16 protein-coding genes are annotated in these 21,534 nt (G+C 73.2%); 11 read left to right on the forward strand and 5 right to left on the reverse strand.

Annotation, left to right across the window (positions count from 1 at the left end; genetic code table 11):
- Positions 1–47 precede the first annotated feature (47 nt).
- Genes ACFVDP_RS24540 through kdpF form a run of 4 tightly spaced genes read right to left on the reverse strand, consistent with a single transcriptional unit; the run spans position 48 to position 4,681 of the window.
- Positions 48–758: a potassium-transporting ATPase subunit C gene (locus tag ACFVDP_RS24540; RefSeq protein WP_383493331.1), complete on the reverse strand. Its 711-nt coding sequence runs from the start codon at positions 756–758 to the stop codon at positions 48–50.
- 4 nt (positions 759–762) lie between these two features.
- Positions 763–2,922, reverse strand: a complete 2,160-nt coding sequence (gene kdpB / locus ACFVDP_RS24545) for a potassium-transporting ATPase subunit KdpB (RefSeq protein ID WP_383493335.1) — start codon at positions 2,920–2,922, stop codon at positions 763–765.
- A complete protein-coding gene (gene kdpA, locus ACFVDP_RS24550) occupies positions 2,919–4,583 on the reverse strand; it encodes a potassium-transporting ATPase subunit KdpA (RefSeq protein WP_383493338.1) in 1,665 nt (554 codons plus the stop codon). Before kdpA ends, kdpB begins: the two co-directional genes overlap by 4 nt.
- 8 nt (positions 4,584–4,591) lie before the next feature.
- A complete protein-coding gene (kdpF, locus tag ACFVDP_RS24555; RefSeq protein ID WP_018533641.1) occupies positions 4,592–4,681 on the reverse strand; it encodes a K(+)-transporting ATPase subunit F in 90 nt (29 codons plus the stop codon).
- A 379-nt stretch (positions 4,682–5,060) separates the two neighbouring features.
- Between kdpF and ACFVDP_RS24560 the strand changes: the two genes are divergently transcribed.
- From ACFVDP_RS24560 to ACFVDP_RS24570, 3 genes are all read left to right on the forward strand, one after another.
- Positions 5,061–5,246, forward strand: coding sequence for a DUF5999 family protein (locus tag ACFVDP_RS24560; protein WP_383493342.1), 186 nt, complete (start codon positions 5,061–5,063; stop codon positions 5,244–5,246).
- Between the two features lie 117 nt (positions 5,247–5,363).
- Positions 5,364–5,879 (forward strand): hypothetical protein, encoded by a 516-nt coding sequence (locus ACFVDP_RS24565; RefSeq protein WP_383493345.1) that lies wholly within the window; start codon positions 5,364–5,366, stop codon positions 5,877–5,879.
- A 28-nt stretch (positions 5,880–5,907) separates the two neighbouring features.
- Positions 5,908–6,411, forward strand: coding sequence for an ArsR family transcriptional regulator (locus ACFVDP_RS24570; RefSeq protein WP_383493348.1), 504 nt, complete (start codon positions 5,908–5,910; stop codon positions 6,409–6,411).
- Between the two features lie 52 nt (positions 6,412–6,463).
- On the opposite strand, the gene ACFVDP_RS24575 is transcribed toward ACFVDP_RS24570, so the two are convergent.
- A complete protein-coding gene (locus tag ACFVDP_RS24575; protein ID WP_383493351.1) occupies positions 6,464–7,045 on the reverse strand; it encodes a universal stress protein in 582 nt (193 codons plus the stop codon).
- Between the two features lie 337 nt (positions 7,046–7,382).
- Here ACFVDP_RS24575 and ACFVDP_RS24580 point away from each other — a divergent pair, with 337 nt between their 5' ends.
- From ACFVDP_RS24580 to ACFVDP_RS24615, 8 genes are all read left to right on the forward strand, one after another.
- A complete protein-coding gene (locus tag ACFVDP_RS24580; protein WP_383493354.1) occupies positions 7,383–7,775 on the forward strand; it encodes an SAV_915 family protein in 393 nt (130 codons plus the stop codon).
- A gap of 13 nt (positions 7,776–7,788) precedes the next feature.
- Positions 7,789–9,147, forward strand: a complete 1,359-nt coding sequence (gene lysA, locus ACFVDP_RS24585) for a diaminopimelate decarboxylase (protein WP_383493357.1) — start codon at positions 7,789–7,791, stop codon at positions 9,145–9,147.
- A gap of 161 nt (positions 9,148–9,308) precedes the next feature.
- On the forward strand, positions 9,309–10,598 hold the full coding sequence (locus tag ACFVDP_RS24590) for an MFS transporter (RefSeq protein WP_383493360.1): 1,290 nt from the start codon (positions 9,309–9,311) through the stop codon (positions 10,596–10,598).
- Positions 10,543–13,638, forward strand: a complete 3,096-nt coding sequence (locus tag ACFVDP_RS24595) for a type I polyketide synthase (RefSeq protein ID WP_383493362.1) — start codon at positions 10,543–10,545, stop codon at positions 13,636–13,638. Before ACFVDP_RS24590 ends, ACFVDP_RS24595 begins: the two co-directional genes overlap by 56 nt.
- A complete protein-coding gene (locus ACFVDP_RS24600) occupies positions 13,635–19,142 on the forward strand; it encodes a MupA/Atu3671 family FMN-dependent luciferase-like monooxygenase (RefSeq protein WP_383493365.1) in 5,508 nt (1,835 codons plus the stop codon). Before ACFVDP_RS24595 ends, ACFVDP_RS24600 begins: the two co-directional genes overlap by 4 nt.
- The gene (locus ACFVDP_RS24605) at positions 19,139–20,422 is read left to right on the forward strand and encodes a M18 family aminopeptidase (protein WP_383493368.1); all 1,284 of its coding nucleotides are present in this window, start codon (positions 19,139–19,141) and stop codon (positions 20,420–20,422) included. Before ACFVDP_RS24600 ends, ACFVDP_RS24605 begins: the two co-directional genes overlap by 4 nt.
- 7 nt (positions 20,423–20,429) lie before the next feature.
- Positions 20,430–21,197 (forward strand): thioesterase II family protein, encoded by a 768-nt coding sequence (locus tag ACFVDP_RS24610; RefSeq protein ID WP_383493371.1) that lies wholly within the window; start codon positions 20,430–20,432, stop codon positions 21,195–21,197.
- Positions 21,194–21,534, forward strand: a 341-nt coding sequence (locus ACFVDP_RS24615; protein ID WP_383493908.1) for an AMP-binding protein, incomplete at its 3' end; no start/stop codon positions are given. The genes ACFVDP_RS24610 and ACFVDP_RS24615, both read left to right, overlap by 4 nt.

A 21,534-nucleotide genomic window follows, 5' to 3' on the forward strand; every position in this document is an offset into this window, starting at 1 on the left:
GGGGTGGTCCCCCCGGCCGCCGGCTCCCACCGCACCGGTTAAGGCCATCAGCTCTTCTGCGTCAACTGCTCGAGCCCGATGTTGAGTTCGAGGACGTTGACCGTCGGCTCGCCCATGAAGCCGAGGAGCCGGCCGTCCTTGTGCGCGTCGACGAGCTTCTGGACCTGCGCGACGGAGAGGTGGTTCTTCTCCGCGATCCGGTACACCTGGAGGTCGGCGTACTCCGGGGAGATCGCCGGGTCGAGGCCCGAGCCGGACGAGGTGACGGCGTCGGCGGGGACGTCGGAGCCCTTCACCTTGTACGTCGCCGTGGAGTTGTCGTCGATGACGGCCTGCCGGGCGGACAGCACCCGGTAGCAGAGGGTGGCCTTGTCGTCCTCGGACTTGTACGCGGCGAGCGGCTCACACTCGCCGTCCTTCGCGCCGCTGTCGCCCGAGAGGTTGGTGGCGCCGGAGAGGATCAGCTTGTACTGCGTGTTGACGCTGTTCTCGCCGAGGCCGTTCTGCGGGCGGCCCTGGAACCACTTGAGGTCGGGGTTTCCGTCCTTGTCGGTGTACGACTGCCCGATGAGGGACGAGCCGACGACCTTGCCGTCCGCGTCCTTGATCTCCGAGCCGTTGGCCTTGCCGTGGAACGCGGCCTGGGCGACACCGGTGACCGCCAGCGGGTAGATCACGCCGCAGACGACGGTGAGGAGGATGAGTGCGCGGAAGCCCGCCCAGAGCAACCGTCCTGTGTTTCCTACGGAGTTGTTCATGCTCTTAACCAATTCCGGGAATGAGGGAGATGAGCAGGTCGATGATCTTGATGCCGATGAAGGGGGCGATCAGACCGCCGAGGCCGTAGATGCCGAGGTTGCGGCGGAGCAGCTTGTCGGCGCTCACCGGCCGGTACTGGACGCCCTTCAGGGCGAGCGGGACCAGCGCGATGATGATGATCGCGTTGAAGATGACCGCCGACAGGATCGCGGAGTTCGGCGACGACAGGTGCATGATGTTGAGCGTCGCCAGGCCCGGGTAGATCGCCGCGAACAGCGCCGGGATGATCGCGAAGTACTTCGCGACGTCGTTGGCGATCGAGAAGGTGGTCAACGCCCCTCGGGTGATGAGGAGTTGCTTGCCGATCTCGACGATCTCGATGAGCTTGGTCGGGTTCGAGTCGAGGTCGACCATATTGCCGGCCTCCTTCGCGGCCGACGTGCCCGTGTTCATCGCGACACCGACGTCCGCCTGGGCGAGGGCCGGGGCGTCGTTGGTGCCGTCGCCGGTCATCGCGACGAGCTTGCCGCCCGCCTGCTCCCGCTTGATGAGGGCCATCTTGTCCTCGGGAGTGGCCTCCGCGAGGAAGTCGTCGACACCCGCCTCGTCGGCGATCGCCTTGGCCGTCAGCGGGTTGTCACCCGTGATCATGACGGTCTTGATGCCCATGCGGCGCAGCTCGTCGAACCGCTCGCGCATGCCGTCCTTGACGACGTCCTTGAGGTGGATCACGCCGAGCACGCGGGCGCCGTCGGCGTCCTCGACCGCGACGAGCAGCGGGGTGCCGCCGGCCTGCGCGATCCGGTCGGTCAGCTCACGGGCGTCGGGGGCGATCTCGCCGCCCTGCTCCTCGACCCAGGCGATGACCGAGCCGGTCGCGCCCTTGCGGATCTTGCGGCCGTCGACGTCCACACCCGACATGCGGGTCTGGGCGGTGAACTCGATCCAGGTGGCGGCCGTCAGCTCGCCCTGGTGCCGCTCGCGCAGCCCGTACTTCTCCTTGGCGAGGACGACGACCGAGCGGCCCTCGGGCGTCTCGTCGGACAGCGAGGAGAGCTGGGCCGCGTCGGCGACCTGGGCCTCGGTGGTACCGCGCACCGGGACGAACTCGGCGGCCTGGCGGTTGCCGAGGGTGATGGTGCCGGTCTTGTCGAGGAGCAGGGTGGAGACGTCGCCGGCGGCCTCGACCGCGCGGCCCGACATGGCGAGCACGTTGCGCTGCACCAGGCGGTCCATGCCGGCGATGCCGATCGCGGAGAGCAGGGCGCCGATGGTCGTCGGGATCAGGCAGACCAGCAGGGCCACCAGGACGATCATCGAGAGGTGCTGGCTGCTGCCCGCGTTCGCGAACGACCAGTTCGCGATGGGCTGGAGGGTGGCGACCGCGAGGACGAAGACGATGGTCAGCGACGCGAGCAGGATGTTGAGCGCGATCTCGTTCGGCGTCTTCTGCCGGGCCGCGCCCTCGACCAGGCTGATCATGCGGTCGATGAACGTCTCGCCGGGCTTCGTCGTGATCTTGATGACGATGCGGTCGGAGAGCACCTTCGTGCCGCCGGTGACGGCCGAGCGGTCGCCGCCGGACTCGCGGATGACGGGGGCGGACTCACCGGTGATCGCGGACTCGTCGACGGAGGCGACGCCCTCGACGACGTCACCGTCGCCGGGGATGATGTCGCCGGCCTCGCAGACCACCAGGTCACCGATGGTCAGCGCGGTGCCGGGGACCTGCTCCTCGCGGTCCCCCGTCAGCCTGCGGGCGACGGTGTCGGTCTTGGCCTTGCGCAGGGTGTCGGCCTGGGCCTTGCCGCGGCCCTCGGCGACGGCCTCCGCGAGATTCGCGAAGATCACCGTCAGCCACAGCCAGGCGCTGATGGCCCAGCCGAACCAGTCCGTCGGGTCGGTGAAGGAGAACACCGTGGTCAGGACCGAGCCGACCAGCACCACGAACATCACGGGCGACTTGATCATCACGCGCGGGTCGAGCTTGCGGCAGGCGTCGGGGAGCGACTTGACCAGCTGCTTCGGGTCGAAGAGACCCGCGCCGATCTTGCCCTCGCCCTCCTGCCGGGACGGGTGGCCGGTGGGTACGTCCGAGTGCGGCGCCCGGGTGGGAGTGGTTGCGGACATGTCGTCCTCAGTCTTCTCAGTTCGTACGGTCATGACGCGAGCCCCTCGGCTATGGGGCCGAGCGCGAGCGTCGGGAAGTAGGTCAGGCCGGTGATGATCAGCAGCGTGCCGACGAGCAGCCCGGTGAAGAGCGGCTTCTCGGTGCGCAGGGTGCCGGCCGTGGCCGGAACCGGCTTCTGTTCGGCGAGCGAACCGGCCAGCGCGAGCACGAACACCATCGGCAGGAACCGGCCGAGCAGCATCGCGAGCCCGATCGTGGTGTTGAACCACTGGGTGTCGGCGCTGAGTCCCGCGAACGCCGAGCCGTTGTTGTTGGCGCCGGACGTGTACGCGTACAGGATCTCGGAGAAGCCGTGCGCGCCGCTGTTCAGCATCGAGTTCGGCGGGGTCGGCAGGGCCATCGAGGCGGCCGTGAAGATCAGTACGAGGGCCGGTGTGATCAGGATGTAGCAGGCGGCGAACTTGATCTCGCGGCTGCCGATCTTCTTGCCGAGGTACTCGGGGGTGCGGCCGACCATCAGACCGGCGATGAACACCGCGATGATCGCCATGATCAGCATGCCGTAGAGGCCGGATCCGGTGCCGCCGGGCGCGATCTCGCCGAGCTGCATGCCCAGCATCGTGATGCCGCCGCCGAAGCCGGTGAAGGACGAGTGGAAGGAGTCCACCGCGCCGGTCGAGGTGAGTGTCGTGGAGACCGCGAAGATCGACGAGCCGCCGATGCCGAAGCGGTTCTCCTTGCCCTCCATGGCGCCGCCCGCGGCGTCAAAGGCCGGACCGCCGTGGTGGAACTCGGTCCACATCATCAGCGCGATGAAGCCGACCCAGATCGTCGCCATCGTGGCGAGGATCGCGTACCCCTGCTTCACCGAGCCGACCATCTTGCCGAACGTGCGGGTCAGCGCGAACGGGATGACCAGGATCAGGAAGACCTCGAAGAGGTTGGTGAACGCGGTGGGGTTCTCGAAGGGGTGGGCCGAGTTGGCGTTGAAGTAGCCGCCGCCGTTGGTGCCCAGCTCCTTGATGGCCTCCTGGGAGGCGACCGCGCCGCCGTTCCACTCCTGCGCGCCGCCCATGAACTGGCCGACCGAGTGGATGCCGGAGAAGTTCTGGATGGCACCGCAGGCGACCAGGACGATCGCGCTGAGCGCGGCGATCGGGATGAGGATGCGGACGGTGCCGCGCACCAGGTCGGACCAGAAGTTGCCCAGCTCACCGGTGCGGGAGCGGGCGAACCCGCGGACCAGAGCCACCGCCACGGCGATACCGACGGCCGCCGAGACGAAGTTCTGCACCGCGAGGCCGGCGGTCTGCACGACGTGGCCCATGGCCTGTTCGCCGTAGTACGACTGCCAGTTGGTGTTGGCGACGAAGGACGCGGCCGTGTTGAAGGCCTGGTCCGGGTCGATCGACTTGAAGCCGAGCGAGCCCGGCAGGCTGCCCTGGACGCGCTGGAGCAGGTACAGGAAGAGGACGCTCACGGCCGAGAAGGCGAGGACGCCACGCAGGTACGCGGTCCAGCGCATCTCGGCGTTGGGATTGGCGCCGATGCCCTTGTAGATCCACTTCTCCACCCGGAGGTGCTTCTCGGAGGAGTAGACCCGGGCCATGTAGTCGCCGAGGGGACGGTAGGCCAGTGCCAGCGCCGCGATGAGCGCGAGCAGCTGGAGCACTCCGGCAAGTACGGGGCTCATATCTGTGCTCAGAACCTCTCCGGGTAGATGAGGGCGAGGACGAGATAACCCAGCAGGGCGACGGCCACGACGAGGCCGACGATGTTCTCGGCGGTCACAGCTTCGTCACCCCCTTGGCGACGAGTGCCACCAGCGCGAATACCGCGATCGTGGTGACGACGAAGGCCACGTCGGCCATCGTGAGCTCCCTGTTCGAAGGTGGTGAGTGGGGTCTTACAGTCAGAGCAAACCCCTGGTCGTGGCCGGTTTCGATCCCCGTTGACGGCTCCCTTACGCGGCCGTGCACGCCCTTGACGTGTCTCTTACGCGGGGCCCGCGCGAACGCTGCGTCCGGACTCTGTCCGCGCCATGTCCTGGAGCTGTCACACTCCGCGCCGGGCTCTGGCGGCCGGGGGCGCGGCGCGCGCATCGTCGAAGCAGAGGGCAACCCGCGATCGGGCGGGGACAGGCCGAGGACAGCCCACCTGGAGGTGCGCCATGTGTGACCACCGACCCGCGTGCACGAGCCCCGAACACGTCGTCGCCGCCCACCCCGAGCAGGGCTGGAGCCTGCGGTGCGACGGCACGATCGTCTTCGACGACACCGGCGAGCTGCTCCCCGACGGGCAGGCCGTGGCCCCGCACCGGTCGTATCCGGCGCGCTCGCTCGCCGCCGCGGCCTGATCCGAGGCCCGCACAACGCCTGCGCCGACGCCCGCGCCGTCAAGACGGCGTACGCAGCGGCGTCCGAACCCGTCAAGAACGCCGGGGCGCGGGGCGCCGCTCCTTAGCGTCGGCCGTATGGCAGACACCACCACCGCCGCCGCCCATGACGCCTACTGGGCAGGGGAAGCGCGCAGCGCCGTCCTCCACGGGACCGGACTGCTCGCGCTGCTCCTCGGGATCGACGCCCTGTCGGACCGACTCACTCTGTGGACCGCCCTGTTGTGGGCCGTTCTCGGGGCCGCACTCACTCTTGTCCTGCTGCCCGCGCGGATCAGCGCGACCGCCGACCGGCTGACCGTGCGCTGCCTGTGGCGCGAGCACAGCGTCCGCACCGACCTGCTGGTCTCCGTGCGCTGCGTGGACGACATCGCGCACCGGCTGGTGCTCCGCGACGAGCTGGGCGGCCGGGCCGAGCTCGACCCGCGCGTCCTCGTGGCCAACCCCGCGCTGTGGCGCCTGCTCGACGACGGCGCCCGGGTGTCGGTGGACCGCGGGCTGCTGCGGTGCGGCGGGACCGCGCTGCGCCGGCTCGCGCGGCAGGTGGACGGGGAGCTGGCCAGGACCGTCTTCCAGGTGTCCGGGCTCAGCTGAGCCCCCTCCTCACATCTGCCCCCCACAGATGTGCGCCCTGCTGCCCGACGTGTCGAAGGCGACGGTGTACCGGCACGTCGGCTCGCTCGCGGACGCGGGGATCCTGGACGTCGCGGACGAGCAGCGGGTGCGCGGCGCGGTGGAGCGCACCTACCGGCTGCGCCGGGAGCGGGCGGTGGTCGACGCCGAAGCCGCGGCCCGGGTCACACCCGACGAGCACCGCCGGATCTTCGCGGTGGCGACGGCGACGCTGCTCGCGGAGTTCGGCGCGTATCTGGACCGGGAGGGCGCCGACCCGGTGGCCGACCAGGTCGGCTACCGGCAGCACGCGATCTGGCTGAGCCCGGCCGAACGGGCCGAGCTGATCGGCGAGTTGCGGTCGGTCCTGGTCCGGCGGATCGGCAACGCGCCCGCTCCGGACCGGGTCCGGCACCTGATCAGCCCGATCCTGTTCCCGGCGGAGGAGCCGGTGCGGGAACCGGCGGAAGAATCGGCGCAGGAGTCGGCGAACCCCGGGACCGCAGGGCGTTGAGCCCGGGGCACCCGGCCCGATCGGGGGCCGCGCCGCCGCGTCCCGCGCCCGCTCAGGCGACCGGCGCCCCGTCGTCCGGCGCCGCCGTCTCCTCGGCGAAGTGCCGGGTGTCCAGGCGCAGTCGCCACAGGTTGCGCCGGTGCGCCGCCGCGAGTTCGGCCTCCAGTGGGGACGGCGGTACGGCCAGTACGGGGCAGTGGGCGCGGGCCAGGCAGTAGCGGCTCACCGAGGGCTGGAGCAGGCGGTGGAGCGTGCCGCGGTGGCCGGCGCCGACGACGAGGAGGTCGTCCTCCCGGTCGGCGGTGTCCACGAGGACGCGGCCCGGGGAGCCCTGCGCCAGGAGCGCGTGCACGCCGGTGCCGGGGCCGTCGGGGAAGACCTCGGCGAGGGTGCCGAGGAGGGTGCCGCGGGCGAGGTCCTGCCAGTCCTCCGCGGGGAGCGGCACGGTGGGGCCGCTGCGGGCGCCGAATCCGCCGCAGGGCGACGACCAGGCGAGGACGGGCCAGAGTTCGGCCCGCCGGTGCCGGGCCTCGGCCGCCGCCCGGCGCAGGGCGGTGCGGCTGCCCGGCTCCCCGTTCACCCCGACGACGACGCGGAGCGTGCGCGGGGCGGAGGCCGCGTCGGATCCGGACATCGGTCACCTCCCGTGATGTCAACTGTCCGTTCCTGATGCCCCGTCGACGGCGCAGGACAACACCGGGAGCGGGATTCTCCCTCCTCATCCCATCCTCGTCGCCCGGCCGGGGCCAGCCCCGACGGCACTTCTTGGCGTACTTCTGACGGCGGCGTGGGCCGTCCGGCGCGGCCCCCGTCAGCAGCGCGTCAGCGTCGCCCCGATCCGCGTCAACGTCCCGTCAGGGCAGGTCCGGGTGGCGGGTGCGGCGGGCATAGCGTCCTCGGCATGCCCCGGTCGGCCGTCCCCCGGCCGGGGCCGGCACATCCGCGAACCCGGATCCTCCAGGAGGCATCCCATGACCGAACCCGTCTGCGACGACCCGGAACCTGCCGAACGGTTCCCGGCCGGGCCGCTCTACGTCCCCGTCCGGCCGGGCCCCTTCGGGCACGCCGCCCGACTGTTCCGCACCCCGCTCGGCGACCGTACGGCCGTCGGCTTCACCTCCGAGCGGGCGCTGGCCGCCACGCTCGGCCCCGACCAGCCGTGGATCCGGCTCGCGGAGCCCGCGCTGCGTGCCGTCGCCGCGCCGCTCGGCGCCGCCACGGTCACCGTCGATCCGCAGCTCACCGCGCCCGCCCCGGCCGCCGCCCCTCGCCGCCACCACGGCTGGGACGCACAGGCGGTCGGCGTGCTCCGGGTGACCGGGGCCGCCGCCCTGGTGACCGCGCTGTCGTACTGGATCGGCTGAGAAAGGCGCCCCGATGACCACCGCCCACGTACCCGCATCCGCTTCCGCCTCCGCCGCCCCGGCCGTCTCCCGGGCCGAGGAACTCTCGGTGTGGCCCGCGTCCACCGCCGAACCCCGCCCCGGTGACCTGACCGTCGGCGGCGTGGCGCTCTCCGAGGTCGCCGGCCGCTTCGGCACCCCGGTCTACGTCCTCGACGAGAGCGAGGTCCGGCGCCGCTGCCGCACCTATCGCGACGTCTTCCCCGAGGCCGAGATCCACTACGCGGCCAAGGCGTTCCTGTGCCGCGCCATGGCCCGCTGGATGGACGAGGAGGGCCTCGGCCTCGACGTCTGCTCCGCCGGTGAGCTCGAACTCGCCGTCGCCGCCGGGTTCCCCGCCGACCGCATCGTCCTGCACGGCAACGCCAAGACGCCGCAGGACCTGAAGAAGGCCCTCTGGTACGGCGTCGGCCGCATCGTCATCGACAGCCCCTCCGAGATCGCCCGGCTCGCCGCCGCCGTCGGCCCCGGCGGCCACCAGAAGGTGATGGTGCGCGTCGTGCCCGGGATCAGCGCGGGCGGCCACGACAAGATCCGTACCGGCACCGAGGACCAGAAGTTCGGCCTGTCCCTCTCCGACGGATACGCGCAGCACGCCATCGCCCGCATCCTCGACCAGCCGCAGCTCGAACTGACCGGTCTGCACTGCCATCTGGGCTCGCAGATCACCGAGATCAAGCCATACCTGTCGGCGGTGCGCCGGATGGTCGGCCTGATGGCCCGGCTGCACGAGCAGCACGGTGTGGTCCTGCCGGAGCTGGATCTCGGCGGCGGTCACGGCATCGCCTACCGGCCCGGCGAACCGGTCCTCGACCTGACCCGGCTGGCCCGCAGGGTCCGCGCCGAACTGAGCGACGCGTGCGCGGCGGCGGGCCTGCCCGTGCCCCGCCTGATCATCGAGCCGGGCCGCGCCATCGCCGGACCGTCCGGCGTCGCGCTCTACCACGTCGTCTCCGTCAAGCAGACCGGCGGCCGCACCTTCGTCGCCGTCGACGGCGGCATGAGCGACAACCCCAGGCCGGCCCTGTACGGGGTGCGGTACGCGCCCCGGCTCGTGGGCCGGGCGGGCAGCGCCGCGCACGCGCCGATGACGGTCGTGGGCCGGCACTGCGAGGCCGGTGACGTGGTCGCCGCCGATGTGCCGCTGCCCGCCGACGTACGGGTGGGCGATCTGCTCGCCGTGCCCGTCGCCGGGGCGTACCACCTGTCGATGGCGTCCGGCTACAACCTGGTCGGCCGCCCGCCGGTGGCCGCCGTGCGCGACGGCCGGGCCCGGCTGCTCGTGCGCCGCGAGTCGATGGAGGACATCCGCAGCCGCGACGTGGGGCTGTAGAGCCTGCCGTGCTCGAAGGGGGCGTTGAGAAAGCGCCATCGCCGCGGACCACTTCCATGATCTTCCTGCGGAAGGAGGAGTCTCCCGCCTAGGGTGCGGAGCGTTCGAATCATCGCTCACTCGTTCGCACCTGTACGGGCCCGCTCGCAAAGGAACGCTCCATGAAGGAACGCCGGTACCGCATCCTGGTGACCGGTTACGCGATCTCCTCCTACGGCACGTACCTGAATCTGGTCGCGCTCAATCTGTACGTCTACGCGGTGACGGACCGGGCGCTCGCGGTCGGTGTGTTCATGGCCGTCCGGCTCGGCGCCGGATTCCTGGCGGGGCTCGGGGCCGCCGCGCTGCTCGCGCGGCTGCCGGCGAAGCCGGTGATGTTCTGGGCGAACGTGGCGCAGGCGGCCGCGCTGGTGCTGCTGGTCTGCGCGCCGGACGGGCTGCGCACGGCGGCGCTGTTCCTGGTCTCGGCGGTGGTCGGCGGCGCGGGCACGTTCTTCATGGTCGCCTTCCGCAGTTCGATCCCGGACATGGTGGACGAGGGCCGGCACACCTGGGCGAACTCGCTGATGGTGAGCGGCCGTTCGATGGCGATGGTCGTCGGCTTCGCGTCGTCGGGCGTCGTCGTGTCGCTGCTCAGTTACCGTGCCGCGTTCCTGCTGGACATGGCGACGTTCCTGGTCTGCGCGGCCACCGTGGCACTGCTCCCGCTGGCCGCCCGGCCGGAGCGGGAGGAGCCGGAGAAGCCCGCCCCGGCAGCGGCGGGCAAGAAGCGCAGCCCGGGCGCCCTGGCCGCGCTCGCCACCGCCCCGGTCATCGCGCTGATGGTCGCGCTGCGCGGCATCGACGCGCTCGGCTCGTCCTCGCACAACGCGGCTCTGCCGGTGTACTCCACGCAGTTGGACGCCGACCGGCCCGCCGTGTTCGTCAGTGTCTTCTGGTGCGTGTGGGCGCTCGGCAACGTACTCGTGCAGCAGGTGCTGCAACGGTGGGTGAAGCGGGACGGCCGCTCCGTCGGCGCGCTCGGCTTCGGGCTCGGCACGATCGCGATGTCGGCGACGTTCATCCTCGCGTTCGCCGGGTTCCCCTGGGCCGCGACGATCGTGGTCGCGCTGCTCGCGGGCGCGGCCGACGGGGTCACCGAGGTGTCGTACAGCTCGCACCTTCAGACACTGCCAACGGGCCTTCGCACCCATGCCTTCGGTCTTTCGGCGACGGTGGAGAACCTCGGCTTCGGCGTCGGCATGATCGCGGTCGCGGCGGCGCTCGACGTGTTCTCGCCGCTGTCGGTGGTCGGGGTGGCGCACGGCGTCGCGATCGTGGTGGCGCTGGTGTTCGTCGCGCAGGTGCTGCGGCAGCGGCGGTCCGGTCCGGCGTTCCCGGAGGAGGGAGGCGGCGATGCGGGACCGGCGCGTGGCGGTCGTCGGGATGGCGCTGAGGTTTCCGGGAGCTGACGGCCCGGACGCGTACTGGCGGGACATCGCGGCGGGCGTGACGCACGTACGCCGGTTCGGTGACGCCGACTTCGCGGGCGCCGGAGTACCCGAAGCGACGTACAAGGAACCGGAGTTCGGCGGGGCGAGCGCGCTGCTCCCCGGGATCGACGGGTTCGACGCGGCGTTCTTCGGGATGAGCGGGCGCGAGGCGACCGTCACCGATCCGCAGCAGCGGCTGTTCCTTGAGTGTGCCTGGCACGCGCTGGAGGACGCCGGGTACGCGGGCACGGACGCCAGGGTCGGGGTGTACGCGAGCGTCGGCTACCGCCTGTACTCGCTGCACAGCTATCTCGCGCGGAACATCGGAGCGCAGGCGGACGTCGACGACTGGACGGCCGTGAAGCAGATCCAGGTGGGCAACTACCCGGACTTCACGGCGAACCGTGCCGCGTTCCGCCTCGGTCTGAACGGGCCCGCCGTCAATGTGGCCACGGCCTGCTCCAGTGCGCTCGTCTCCGTACACCTGGCCTGCCAGGCGCTGTCCGCGGGTGACGCGGACCTGATGCTGGTCGGCTCGGCCGCGCTGCATCTGCCGCAGATCACCGGGCACCGGCGGGTGAAGGGGTCGACGATCTCGCCGACCGGGGCGGTACGGGCCTTCGACGCGGCGGCGGACGGCACGGTCGGCGGCAACGGGGTGGCCGCCGTGGTCCTCAAGCCGCTGGAGCGGGCGCTCGCCGACGGGGACACCGTGCACGCGGTGATCCTCGGCTCGGCGGTCACCAACGACGGCGCGGACAAAGCCGGTTTCGCCGCTCCGGGCACGGCCGGGCAGCGGGACGCGGTGCTCGGCGCGCTGGCGGCGGCCGGGGTGCCGGCCGAGTCGGTGCGCTATCTGGAGGCGCACGGCACGGGCACGTACAAGGGCGACCCGATCGAGTTCGCCGCGCTCACCGAGGCGCTGCGCCGGCACACCGACCGGACCGGGTTCTGCGCGCTCGGCTCGACGAAACCCGCGATCGGGCACCTGGACAGCGCGGCCGGGCTCGCCGGGCTGATCAAGGCGGTCCTGGTCCTGCGGCACGGCGTGATCCCGCCGCTTGTGAACTTCACCCGCGCGAACCCCCTGCTCGGCGTCGGGGACAGCCCGTTCACGCTGCCGCGCCGCGCCACCCCCTGGCCCGCCGACGACAGCGGTCCGCGCCGCGCGGGCGTCCACTCCATCGGCATGGGCGGCACGAACGCCCATGTGATCCTGGAGCAGGCGCCACCCGTCCCGTCCCGCGCGCCGTCCACCGCTCCCCCGCTGCTGCCGCTCTCGGCCCGCGGCTCCGAGGCGCTCGCCGCGTACGCGCGCGCGTTCCGGGACGCTCTCGTACGTGATCCAGGGCTCGACCCCGCCGACCTGCTCACCACGACGGCGCTGGGCCGTCGTCACCACGAGCACCGCCTCGTCGTCACGGGTGACCCGCGCGAAGGACTCGACGCGTTCCTCGCGGGACGGGCCGATCCGGCCGCGTACCGCACGGGCACGGTGGCCGGTCCTGCGGCGCCGGTGTTCCTGTTCAGCGGGCAGGGCGGAGCCGTGCCCGGGATGGCGGCGGCGCTCGCGGAGCGCTTCCCGGTCGTCGCCGGGACGCTGGACGCCTGCGCCCGGATCCATCGACAGGAGACGGGGGAAACCGACTTCACCGGGCGGCTGGTGGCGGGGGCGGGTCCCGGGCAGTGGGACACGGCGTTCGCGCAGCCCGCGCTCTTCGCGTTCCAGGCCGCGCAGGTGCGGCTGTGGGAGTCCTTGGGGGTGCGTCCGGCGGCCGTCGGCGGGCACAGCGTCGGGGAGTACGCGGCGCTGTACGCGGCCGGTGCGCTGTCCCTGGAGGACGGGATGCGGCTGCTGTGCCGCAGGGGCCGCCTCATGCGGGACACCGCGCCCGGGGCGATGCTCGCCGTGTTCGCCCCCTACGAGCGGGTGCGGGCGCTGCTCGACGAGGTCGGCGGCCTTGAACTCGCCGTGGTGAACGGGCCCGCGCACCATGTCGTCGCGGGCCGCCCCGAGGCGGTGGCGACGGCGCGGCGGCTGCTCGCCGACGTGCCCTGCGAACCGCTCCCGGTCGACCGTGCCTTCCACACGGCGCTGCTCGACCCGATGCTCGACGGGCTGCGGGCGGCCGTGGAGGAGGTCGAACTCCGGCCGGTGGAGACCGAGTTCGTGTCCGGCCTCGACGGCACGGCCCACCCCGCGGGCTGGCGCCCCGACGCCGCGTATCTGGTCCGGCAGGCCCGCCGCACCGCCGACTTCCACGCCGTGCTGCGCACCGTCTCCGGCCGGGACGTCCTGCTGGAGCTGGGGCCGGGCGCCCCGCTCACCGGCATGGCCCGCCGGGCCGTGCCCGAGACGCCGTGCCTGCCGACGCAGGGCAGGGCCACCGGCGTCGACGGACTGTGGCGGGCGGTGGCCGGGCTGCACTGCGCGGGGACCGCCGTCGACTGGTCGGCGCTGCTCGCCGGACACGCGGGCCGCCGCGTCCCGCTGCCCACCTACCCCTTCCAGCACCGCTCCTACTGGACGGGCCCCGCCCCCGCCCCCGAACCCCCCGTGGAGGACGCAGTGACCGAGCAGGACCAGGACCGGCCGGTGCTCACCCGGGTGCGCGAGCTGACCGCGCACCATCTGGGCTTCACCACGGACGAGGTGACACCCGCGCAGACCTATGTGGGGCTCGGCGCCGACTCGCTGCAACTGATCGGGATGCTCCGCCAGTTGGAGGCCGAGTTCGATGTGCGGATCGCGATCCGGGAGATCCTGGAGGACGCGGGGACACCGGAGCTGACGGCCCGGCTCATCGCCGAGCGGCGCGAGCGGCCCGCCGCGCCGCCTTCGGCGCAGGTGATCATCCCCGCCGCCGAGCACCCCGCACCGCCGGCCGAGTACGCGACCCGCGCCGAGGTCGCCGAACTCACGCGCCAGGTCAACCTGTTGGCCGAGACGCAGGCGGCGATGCTGACCCAGCTCTCCGAGGCGGTGGCCCTGCTCGGCGCCGACCGCACCGCCCGATGACGGCATCGGCGGCGGACCGCGCCGCACAGCTGTCCCGGGACCTCACCGCGCAGCTGGCCCGCGCGCGGAGCCGCACGGCCGCGCCCCCGGAGCAGCACGGCCCCCGCGTCGTACTGCCCGCGGACTCCGGGATGGCGGGCGCGGGCGCCGACGCACGGCAGCGCACTCACGCCGCCGACCTGGCCCGGCGCCTGACCGAACGCACGGCCACCTCGAAGGAGTTGGCGCAGCGACGGCGTCCGGTGCTGGCCGACAGCCGGGCCGTGGTCGGGTTCCGGCGTGCCACGAAGGAGACGCTGTACCCGCTCTCGGCGCGCTCGGCACGGGGCGCGCGGCTCACGGACATCGACGGCAACACGTACACCGACATCACGATGGGCTTCGGCGCGCTGCTCCTCGGGCACGAGCCGGAGTGCGTCACCGAGGCGGTGCGGGCCCATCTCGACGGCGGGCTGCGGTTCGGGCCGCGCCCGGTCGAGGCGGGTGAAGTCGCCGAGCTGCTGGCCGAGTTGACGGGCATGGAACGGGTGGCGTTCGCGAACTCCGGCACGGAGGCGAACTCGGGCGCGATCCGGCTGGCCCGCGCCGCGACGGGCCGGGACCGCGTCGTCATGTTCCGCGGCTCCTACCACGGCCACATCGACCTGGTGCTCGGCCGCCCCGGTCCCGACGGCGGCCGGGCGGTGCCGGTGTCGCGCGGCATCCCGGCGAGCGCGGTCGCCGATCTGCTGGTCCTGGAGTACGGCAGCCAGGAGGCGCTGGACACCATCGACGCGCTCGGCGACTCCATCGCCACCGTGATCGTGGAGCCGGTCCAGTGCCGCAACCCGGGCCTGCGTCCGGTCGAGTTCCTGCGCTCACTGCGGGAGTTGACCCGTCGGCGCGGCATCGTGCTGCTCTTCGACGAGATGCTGACGGGTCTGCGCCCGCATCCGCGCGGCGCCCAGCACCACTTCGGTGTGGTCCCGGACCTGGCCACGTACGGCAAGGCGCTCGGCAGCGGCTTCCCGGTCGGCGCGATCGCGGGCCGGGCCGACCTCCTCGACGGGGTCGACGGCGGGTTCTGGCGCTACGGCGACGACAGCGGGCCGGGCGCGGAGACCACCTTCTTCGGCGGTACGTACCTCCAGCACCCCCTGTCGATGGCGGCGGCCAAAGCGGTCCTCACGCACCTCACCGCCGAGGGGCCGGCCTTGCAGGAGCGGCTCAACGCCCGTACCGACGCGCTCGCCGACGACCTCAACACGTTCTTCCGCGACGAGGAATTCCCGCTGGAAATGGCCCACTTCGGGTCCATGTTCCGCTTCACGCACCGCGCCGACATGGAGCTGCTGTACCAGCACCTGCTGCTGCGCGGGATCTACGTGTGGGAGTGGCGCAGCTTCTACCTCTCCACCGCCCACACGGACACGGACGTCGAGCGGGTCGCGGACGCGGTGAAGGGCTCGCTGCGGGAGCTGCGCGAGGGCGGGTACTTCCCGACCACCCGGAAGAAGGCAGTACCCAAGGCTCAACCTCCGCGCCCCGCAACCGACTTCGGCATCTACTTCTTCGGCGACTATCCGGACACCGAGGACACCTCGCAGGCGTACGACCGGATCATGGAGACGGCCCGCTTCGCCGACACGCACGGGTTCAGTTCGCTGTGGATCCCCGAGCGGCACTTCCACTCCTTCGGCGGGCTCTTCCCGAACCCGGCCGTGCTCGCCGCCGCGCTCGCCCGGGAGACGGAGCGGATCCGGCTGAACGCGGGGTCCGTGGTGCTGCCGCTGCACGATCCGGTGCGGGTCGCCGAGGAGTGGGCGGTCGTGGACCGGCTCTCCGGCGGCCGGGTGGGCCTCGGCTGCGCCACCGGCTGGCACGCGCAGGACTTCGCGCTGCACCCGGAGCGGTTCGCCCGTCGCAAGGAGATCGCCTTCGAACACCTCGACGCGGTGCGGGAGTTGTGGCGCGGCGGGACCCTGCGCCGGGAGAGCGGCGACGGCCGGACCGTCGACGTCGCCTCGCTGCCGCGTCCGGTGCAGGAGGCGCCGCCGATGTTCCTGGCGACGTCCGGACGCCGGGAGTCGTACGAGGAGGCGGCCCGCCGCGATCTCGGCATCGTCACCAACCTGATGAACCGGACCGTCACCGAACTCGCCGCGAACATCGCCCACTACCGGGCCGCCCGCGCCCGGCACGGCCTGGACCCGGACGGCGGCCGCGTCACCGTCCTGCTGCACACCTATCTCGCCGACGACCACGCGACCGCGCGTGCGCAGGCCCGCGAGCCGATGACCCGCTATCTGCGCTCGTCGCTCCAGATGCGCTCGGCGGCCGGGGCCGTCGCCTCGGGCGAGCGGGACGTGGCGGAGGCGAGCGAGGACGACCTGGAGTATCTGTTCCTGCGGGCCTACGACCGGTACTGCGACGAGCGGGCACTGATCGGCACGCCCGAGACGTGCGCGCCGGTCGTGGCGGCGCTGCGGGAGGCGGGCGTCGACGAGATCGCCGCCCTGGTCGACTTCGGGATGCCCGCCGAGCTGATGCGGGCCGGGCTTGACCGGCTCGCCGTGCTGCGGGAGGACACCGCCGCGGCACCGGTCCCCCTCCCCAAGGACATCACCGCACCCGCGACCGCCGCCCAGCGCAGGCTCTGGCTCGCCGCCCAGCTGATCGGCGACCGGGCCGCGTACAACGAGGTGCAGGCGGTGCGGCTGCGCGGCCCGCTCGACGTGGCCGCGCTGACCGCCGCCGTCGACGCGCTCGTGGCCCGGCACGCGGGGCTGCGCACGGTGTTCCGCGCGGGCGGCGCCGACGGGCTGCTCCAGCAGACCGTCCTGACCTCCGCACGGATCCCGCTGACGGTCACGGACGCCCGGGAGCAGGATGCGGACGCGGCGATCGCGGACGCCCTGCGCGAGGCGAGCACCCGCCCCTTCGACCTCGCCGACGGCCCGCTGTGCGCGCCGCGGCTGCTCGCGCTGGCCGACGACGACCACGTCCTGCTGCTCGGCCTGCACCACCTGATCACGGACGGCCACTCGGCGCGGCTGCTCGCGGACGACCTCCGGGAGCTCTACACGGCCCGGGTCCAGGGCCGCGCGCCGCGCTTCCCCGAACCCGCGGGGACGACCGTCGGCGCACCCGAACCGCCCACGGACGACGGCGACCTGGAGTGGTGGCTGAAGTACCTGGACCCGCTGCCGCCCGTCCTCGCTCCCCCGACCGACCGGCCGCGCGAGCGCCGGGTGTCGGGGCGCGGCGCGGCGGCCGAGGTCCGGCTCGACGCGGCGCGCACGACGGCGGTGCAGGAGTGGAGCGGGCGGCACGGCGTCACCCTGTTCGCGACGCTGCTCACCGCCTGGCAGCTGGTGCTGCGCGAGCGGGCGGGTCTCGACGAGTTCGTCATCGGCTCCACGTTCGCCCGGCGCACCCCCGCGACCGCGCGGACGGTCGGCTTCCACTCGGCGGTGCTGCCGCTGCGCGCGACGCTCACCGACACCATGACGGTCACCGACGCCGTACGGGCCACGCGCGACGCCCTCTTCGAGGCCGAGCGGCACCAGCGGGTCGATCCGGACGCGCTGACGGCTCGGCTCGGGCAGGGTCCGGGACGGCCGCGCCCGCTGGTCACGGTCTCCGCGGACCTCGACGCGGCGCCGCTCGCCCGCATCGACCTGCCGGGGCTCACCGCCGGTGACGTCCCGGGCGGCGCCTCGTCGTCGCCGCTCGAACTCGCCCTGATGGCCGTGCGCACGCCGTCCGGGCTGCGGCTGCGGATCCGCTACGACGCCGACCTCTTCGACGACGGGACGGTCCGCGGCTATCTGGCCGACCTCGACCGGGTGCTGAGTGCCATGGTGGAGGACGCGGCGCAGACCGTGCGGGACACCCGTCCGGGGCCTTCCGGCGCGGACGACGAGGTGCGCGCCGTGTGGTCCTCGGTGCTCGGCGTCGACGGTGTCGCCGCCGACGCCGACTTCTTCGACCTCGGCGGCAACTCGATCACGGCGATCCGGCTCGTGAACCGGGTGCGGGAGGTGCTGGGCGCGGACATCGCGCTCGCCGACTTCTTCGCGGACCCGACACCTGCCGCGATGGCCCGTCATATAGCAGCCGTGCCAGATGAGTTGATACCGGCCGAGCCCGGCGACGGTGTCGTCGACCGGGCCCCCGTCAGCCCCCAGCAGGACCGGATGATCGCCGGCCACCACGCCTTCCCCCGGGCCGAGGTGTGGAACGTGCCGACCCGGATCCGCTTCAAGGGCGCCCTGGACCCGGACGCGCTGCGCGCGGCCCTCGCCCAGCTGGTCGAGCGGCACCACGCCTTGCGGACCCGCTTCGTGCGGGGCGCGGACGACGCGTGGCAGCAGGAGGTGGTCGCCGCGCCGCCCCCGCGGCTGCGGGTCGACGATCTGTCCCTGCTCGCGCCCGAGGCGGCGCGGGAGCGGGCGGACGCGGTGTGCCGGCGGATGGCGGCCACGCCGTTCGACCTCGCCGAGCCCACGCTCCCGCGCTGCCGGCTGCTGAAGGTGGCCGACGACAGCTGGGTGCTGATGTTCGTGCTGCACCACGCCAGCGCCGACGGCTGGTCCCACTCGGTCCTGATGGCGGAACTCGCCGAGCTGTACACGGCCGCGGCGGCCGGCCGCCCGCACTCCCTGCCCGCGCCGTCGGCGCAGGCGCCCGACTACGCCCGCGAGCAGCTCGCCGTGTCCGACCCGGGCGAGGAGGAGCGGCGTGCCGCGTTCTGCGCGCGGTACCTGGAAGGCGCGCCGTGCAGCCTGGACACGCCCACGGACCGGCCGCGGCCCGACACCCTGAGCGGCGCGGGCGGTACCGTGCGCGGCACCGTGCCCGCCGAAGTCCGTACGCGGATGGAGGAGTTGGCGGCGTCCGTGCGGCAGACGCCGTTCGCGGTCGCGGCCGCCGCGCTCGGCGTGCACCTGGCCCGGTCGTCCGGGGAGCGGGACGTCCTGCTGGCCGTGCCGTACGCCAACCGGGCGGGCACGTCGGCCGACTCGCTGGTGGCGATGGTGTCGACGTCGGTGATGGTGCGGGTGCGGATCGAGCCCGGCGAGTCCTTCACCGAACTGGTCGCCCGCACCGGCACCGAGGCGCTCTCCGTGATGGCGCACGTCCTGCCGACCGCCCGCATCATGCGGGCCATGCGCGACGCGGGCGCCACCGAGGTGCCCGACCGGGTGCCGAACGTGCTCGCCTTCCAGAACTATCCGGACACCGACATCGAGATCCCCGGACTCGACGTCGAGGTCGAGGACCTGGCGCCGCCGGTCGCCCGCGCCGAGCTGGTCTTCGGCCTCTCGCCGCGCCGCGACCCGGCGCTCGGCCTGCGCACCTTCCTGGAGTACTCGGCCGACCTGTGGGACGAGTCCACGGCCGGGGAACTCCTGACCTCCTACGCCGCGTTGCTCGGGGAGCTGTGCACGCACCCCGGGCGTTCCGTCGCGGCGCTGCTCGACCACCCTCATCCCTTGCCCCAGGAGGCGGACGCCCCATGAACCTGCCCACACAAGCCGAGCACGTCGAGGACCTGCTGACGTTCCTGCGGGAGAGTCCGTCGCCGTACCACGCGGTGGCCTCGGCGGTACGGCGCCTGGAGAAGGCCGGGTTCACCGAACTGACCGGCACCGAGGAGTGGTCCGGGCACAGCGGCGGCCGCTACCTGGCCAAGGGCGGCGCGCTGCTCGCCTGGTACGTGCCCGAGGGCGCCCCGGCCCACGCCCCGTTCCGCATCATGGGCGTGCACACCGACTCGCCGAACCTGCGGGTCAAGCCGACCCCCGACACCGGCCGGGCCGGCTGGCGGCAGGTCGCCGTGGAGATCTACGGCGGGGTCCCGCTCAACACCTGGCTCGACCGGGACCTGGGCATCTCGGGCCGCCTGACGCTGCGCGACGGCACCTCCGCCCTCGTGCGGATCGACGAACCCCTGCTGCGCGTACCCCAGTTGGCCATCCACCTGGACCACAGCGTGAACGACGGGCTGTCCCTGCACCGGCAGCGGCAGACCCAGCCGGTCTGGTCGCTCGGCCCCACCGAGAAGGGCGCGCTGCTGCGCCGGGTCGCGCACGAGGCCGGGATCGACGCGGCCGACGTCCTCGGCTGGGACCTGATGCTGCACGACGTCCAGCCGCCCGGACTCCTCGGCGCGCAAAGGGAGTTCATCGTGTCGTCGCGCCTGGACAACCTGGTGTCGGTGCACGCGGGCGTCACCGCGCTGCTCGCCGCCGGTGCGGCGGCCGCGGACCGGGTGCCGGTGCTCGCCGCGTTCGACCACGAGGAGACCGGCAGCGGCTCCGAGACCGGCGCCCAGGGCCCGCTCCTGGAGCGGGTGCTGCACCGCTCGGTGACCGCGCGCGGCGGCAGCGCCGAGGACTGGGAGCGCGCCCTCGCGGGCGGCCTGTGCGTCTCCGCCGACATGTCCCACGCGGTCCACCCCAACTACGCGGAGCTGCACGACCCCGACAACCACCCGCTGCCGAACGCGGGCCCGGTCGTCAAGGTCAACGCGAACCAGCGGTACGCCACCGAGGGCACCGGCTTCGCCGCGTGGGCCGCCGCCTGCGAGCGGGCGGATGTGCCGTGGCAGCGGTTCGTGTCGAACAACGCGCTGCCGTGCGGTACGTCCATCGGCCCGATCACGGCGGCCCGGCTCGGGGTGACGACGGTCGACGTGGGCGTGCCCGGCCTGTCCATGCACTCCGCGCGCGAGCTGGTCGGCGCCGACGACCCGGGTCATCTGGCCCGCGGGCTCGCCGAGTTCGTGACGGCCGGGTGACGCGCGGATGCCGGTGAAGACCTTCAGGCTCGACGGCGCGCACCCCGAGGGCGCGGCCTGGCGGGTGCTGCTCGTGCCGCACGCGGGCGCGGGTGCCGCGAGCGGCGCCGCGTTCGCCGCGCACACCCCCGCCGACTGGGCGGTGGCCACGGCGCGGCTGCCGGGGCGCGAGTCCCGGGTGCGCGAACCCGTCGGCGGGCTGGCCGAGTTGACGGCGGACGTCGTCGCGACGGCCCGCGCCCTGCCGGGCACGGCTCCGCTGCTCGTGGTCGGCGTCTGCTCGGGCGCGGTGCTCGCGCTGGAGGCCGTAAGGGCGTTGCAGCGTACGGGCGATGTGCCGGTGGCCGGATTCGTGGCCGTGTCGCAGTGGGCGGTGACCGAGAAGCCGGACCCGGAGCGGCGGCTGCTGCGGGACACCGACGACACGGAGCAGATCCTCGACATCCTGAAGGAGTTCGGCGGCGTCCCCGAGTCGCTGGCGGCGAACAAGGAGATGCTGGCGCTGCTGCTGCCGTCGATCGTCGCCGACCTGCGGGCCGTCGAGGAGTACAGCTCGGGGCCGGAGCCGCTCCTGGACTGCCCGCTCCTCGCGGTGTTCGGCGACGCGGACCCGCTGTGCCCGGAGGAGCGCACCGAGGACTGGGAGCTGTTCAGCGACCGCGCCCGGACGGTGTGGGTGCCCGGCGGCCATCTGCTGCTCACCGACAGCCCGGCGCTCCTCGCCGACGCCGTCGCCCGCAGCCTGGACCACTTCACGAAGGGGACGCGCGCGTGAGACGCATCGACGCCCTGCTCCTGGACCGCTGGGACCGCGACCCGGACCTGCCCGCCCTGATATCGGGCCCGACGGTCGTCTCGATGGGCGAGCTGAAGGAGCGGGTGCTGCGCACCGCGGCGGCGCTGCGCGCGCACGGCGTCGGTCCCGGTGACCGGGTCGTCGTGCACCACGAGCGGTCGGTGGAGTTCTTCGTGGCGCTGCTCGGCGGGGGGGTTGTTGGGGCCACCCCCCCCCCCCCCCCCCCCAACGCCCCCCCCCCGCCCCTCCCCCCCCCCCCCCCCCAACCCCCCCCCCCCACCCCCCCCCCCCCCCCCCCCCCCCCCCCAACCCCCCC

Source organism: Streptomyces sp. NPDC057694 (assembly GCF_042799415.1).
Classification (GTDB): Bacteria; Actinomycetota; Actinomycetes; order Streptomycetales; family Streptomycetaceae; genus Streptomyces.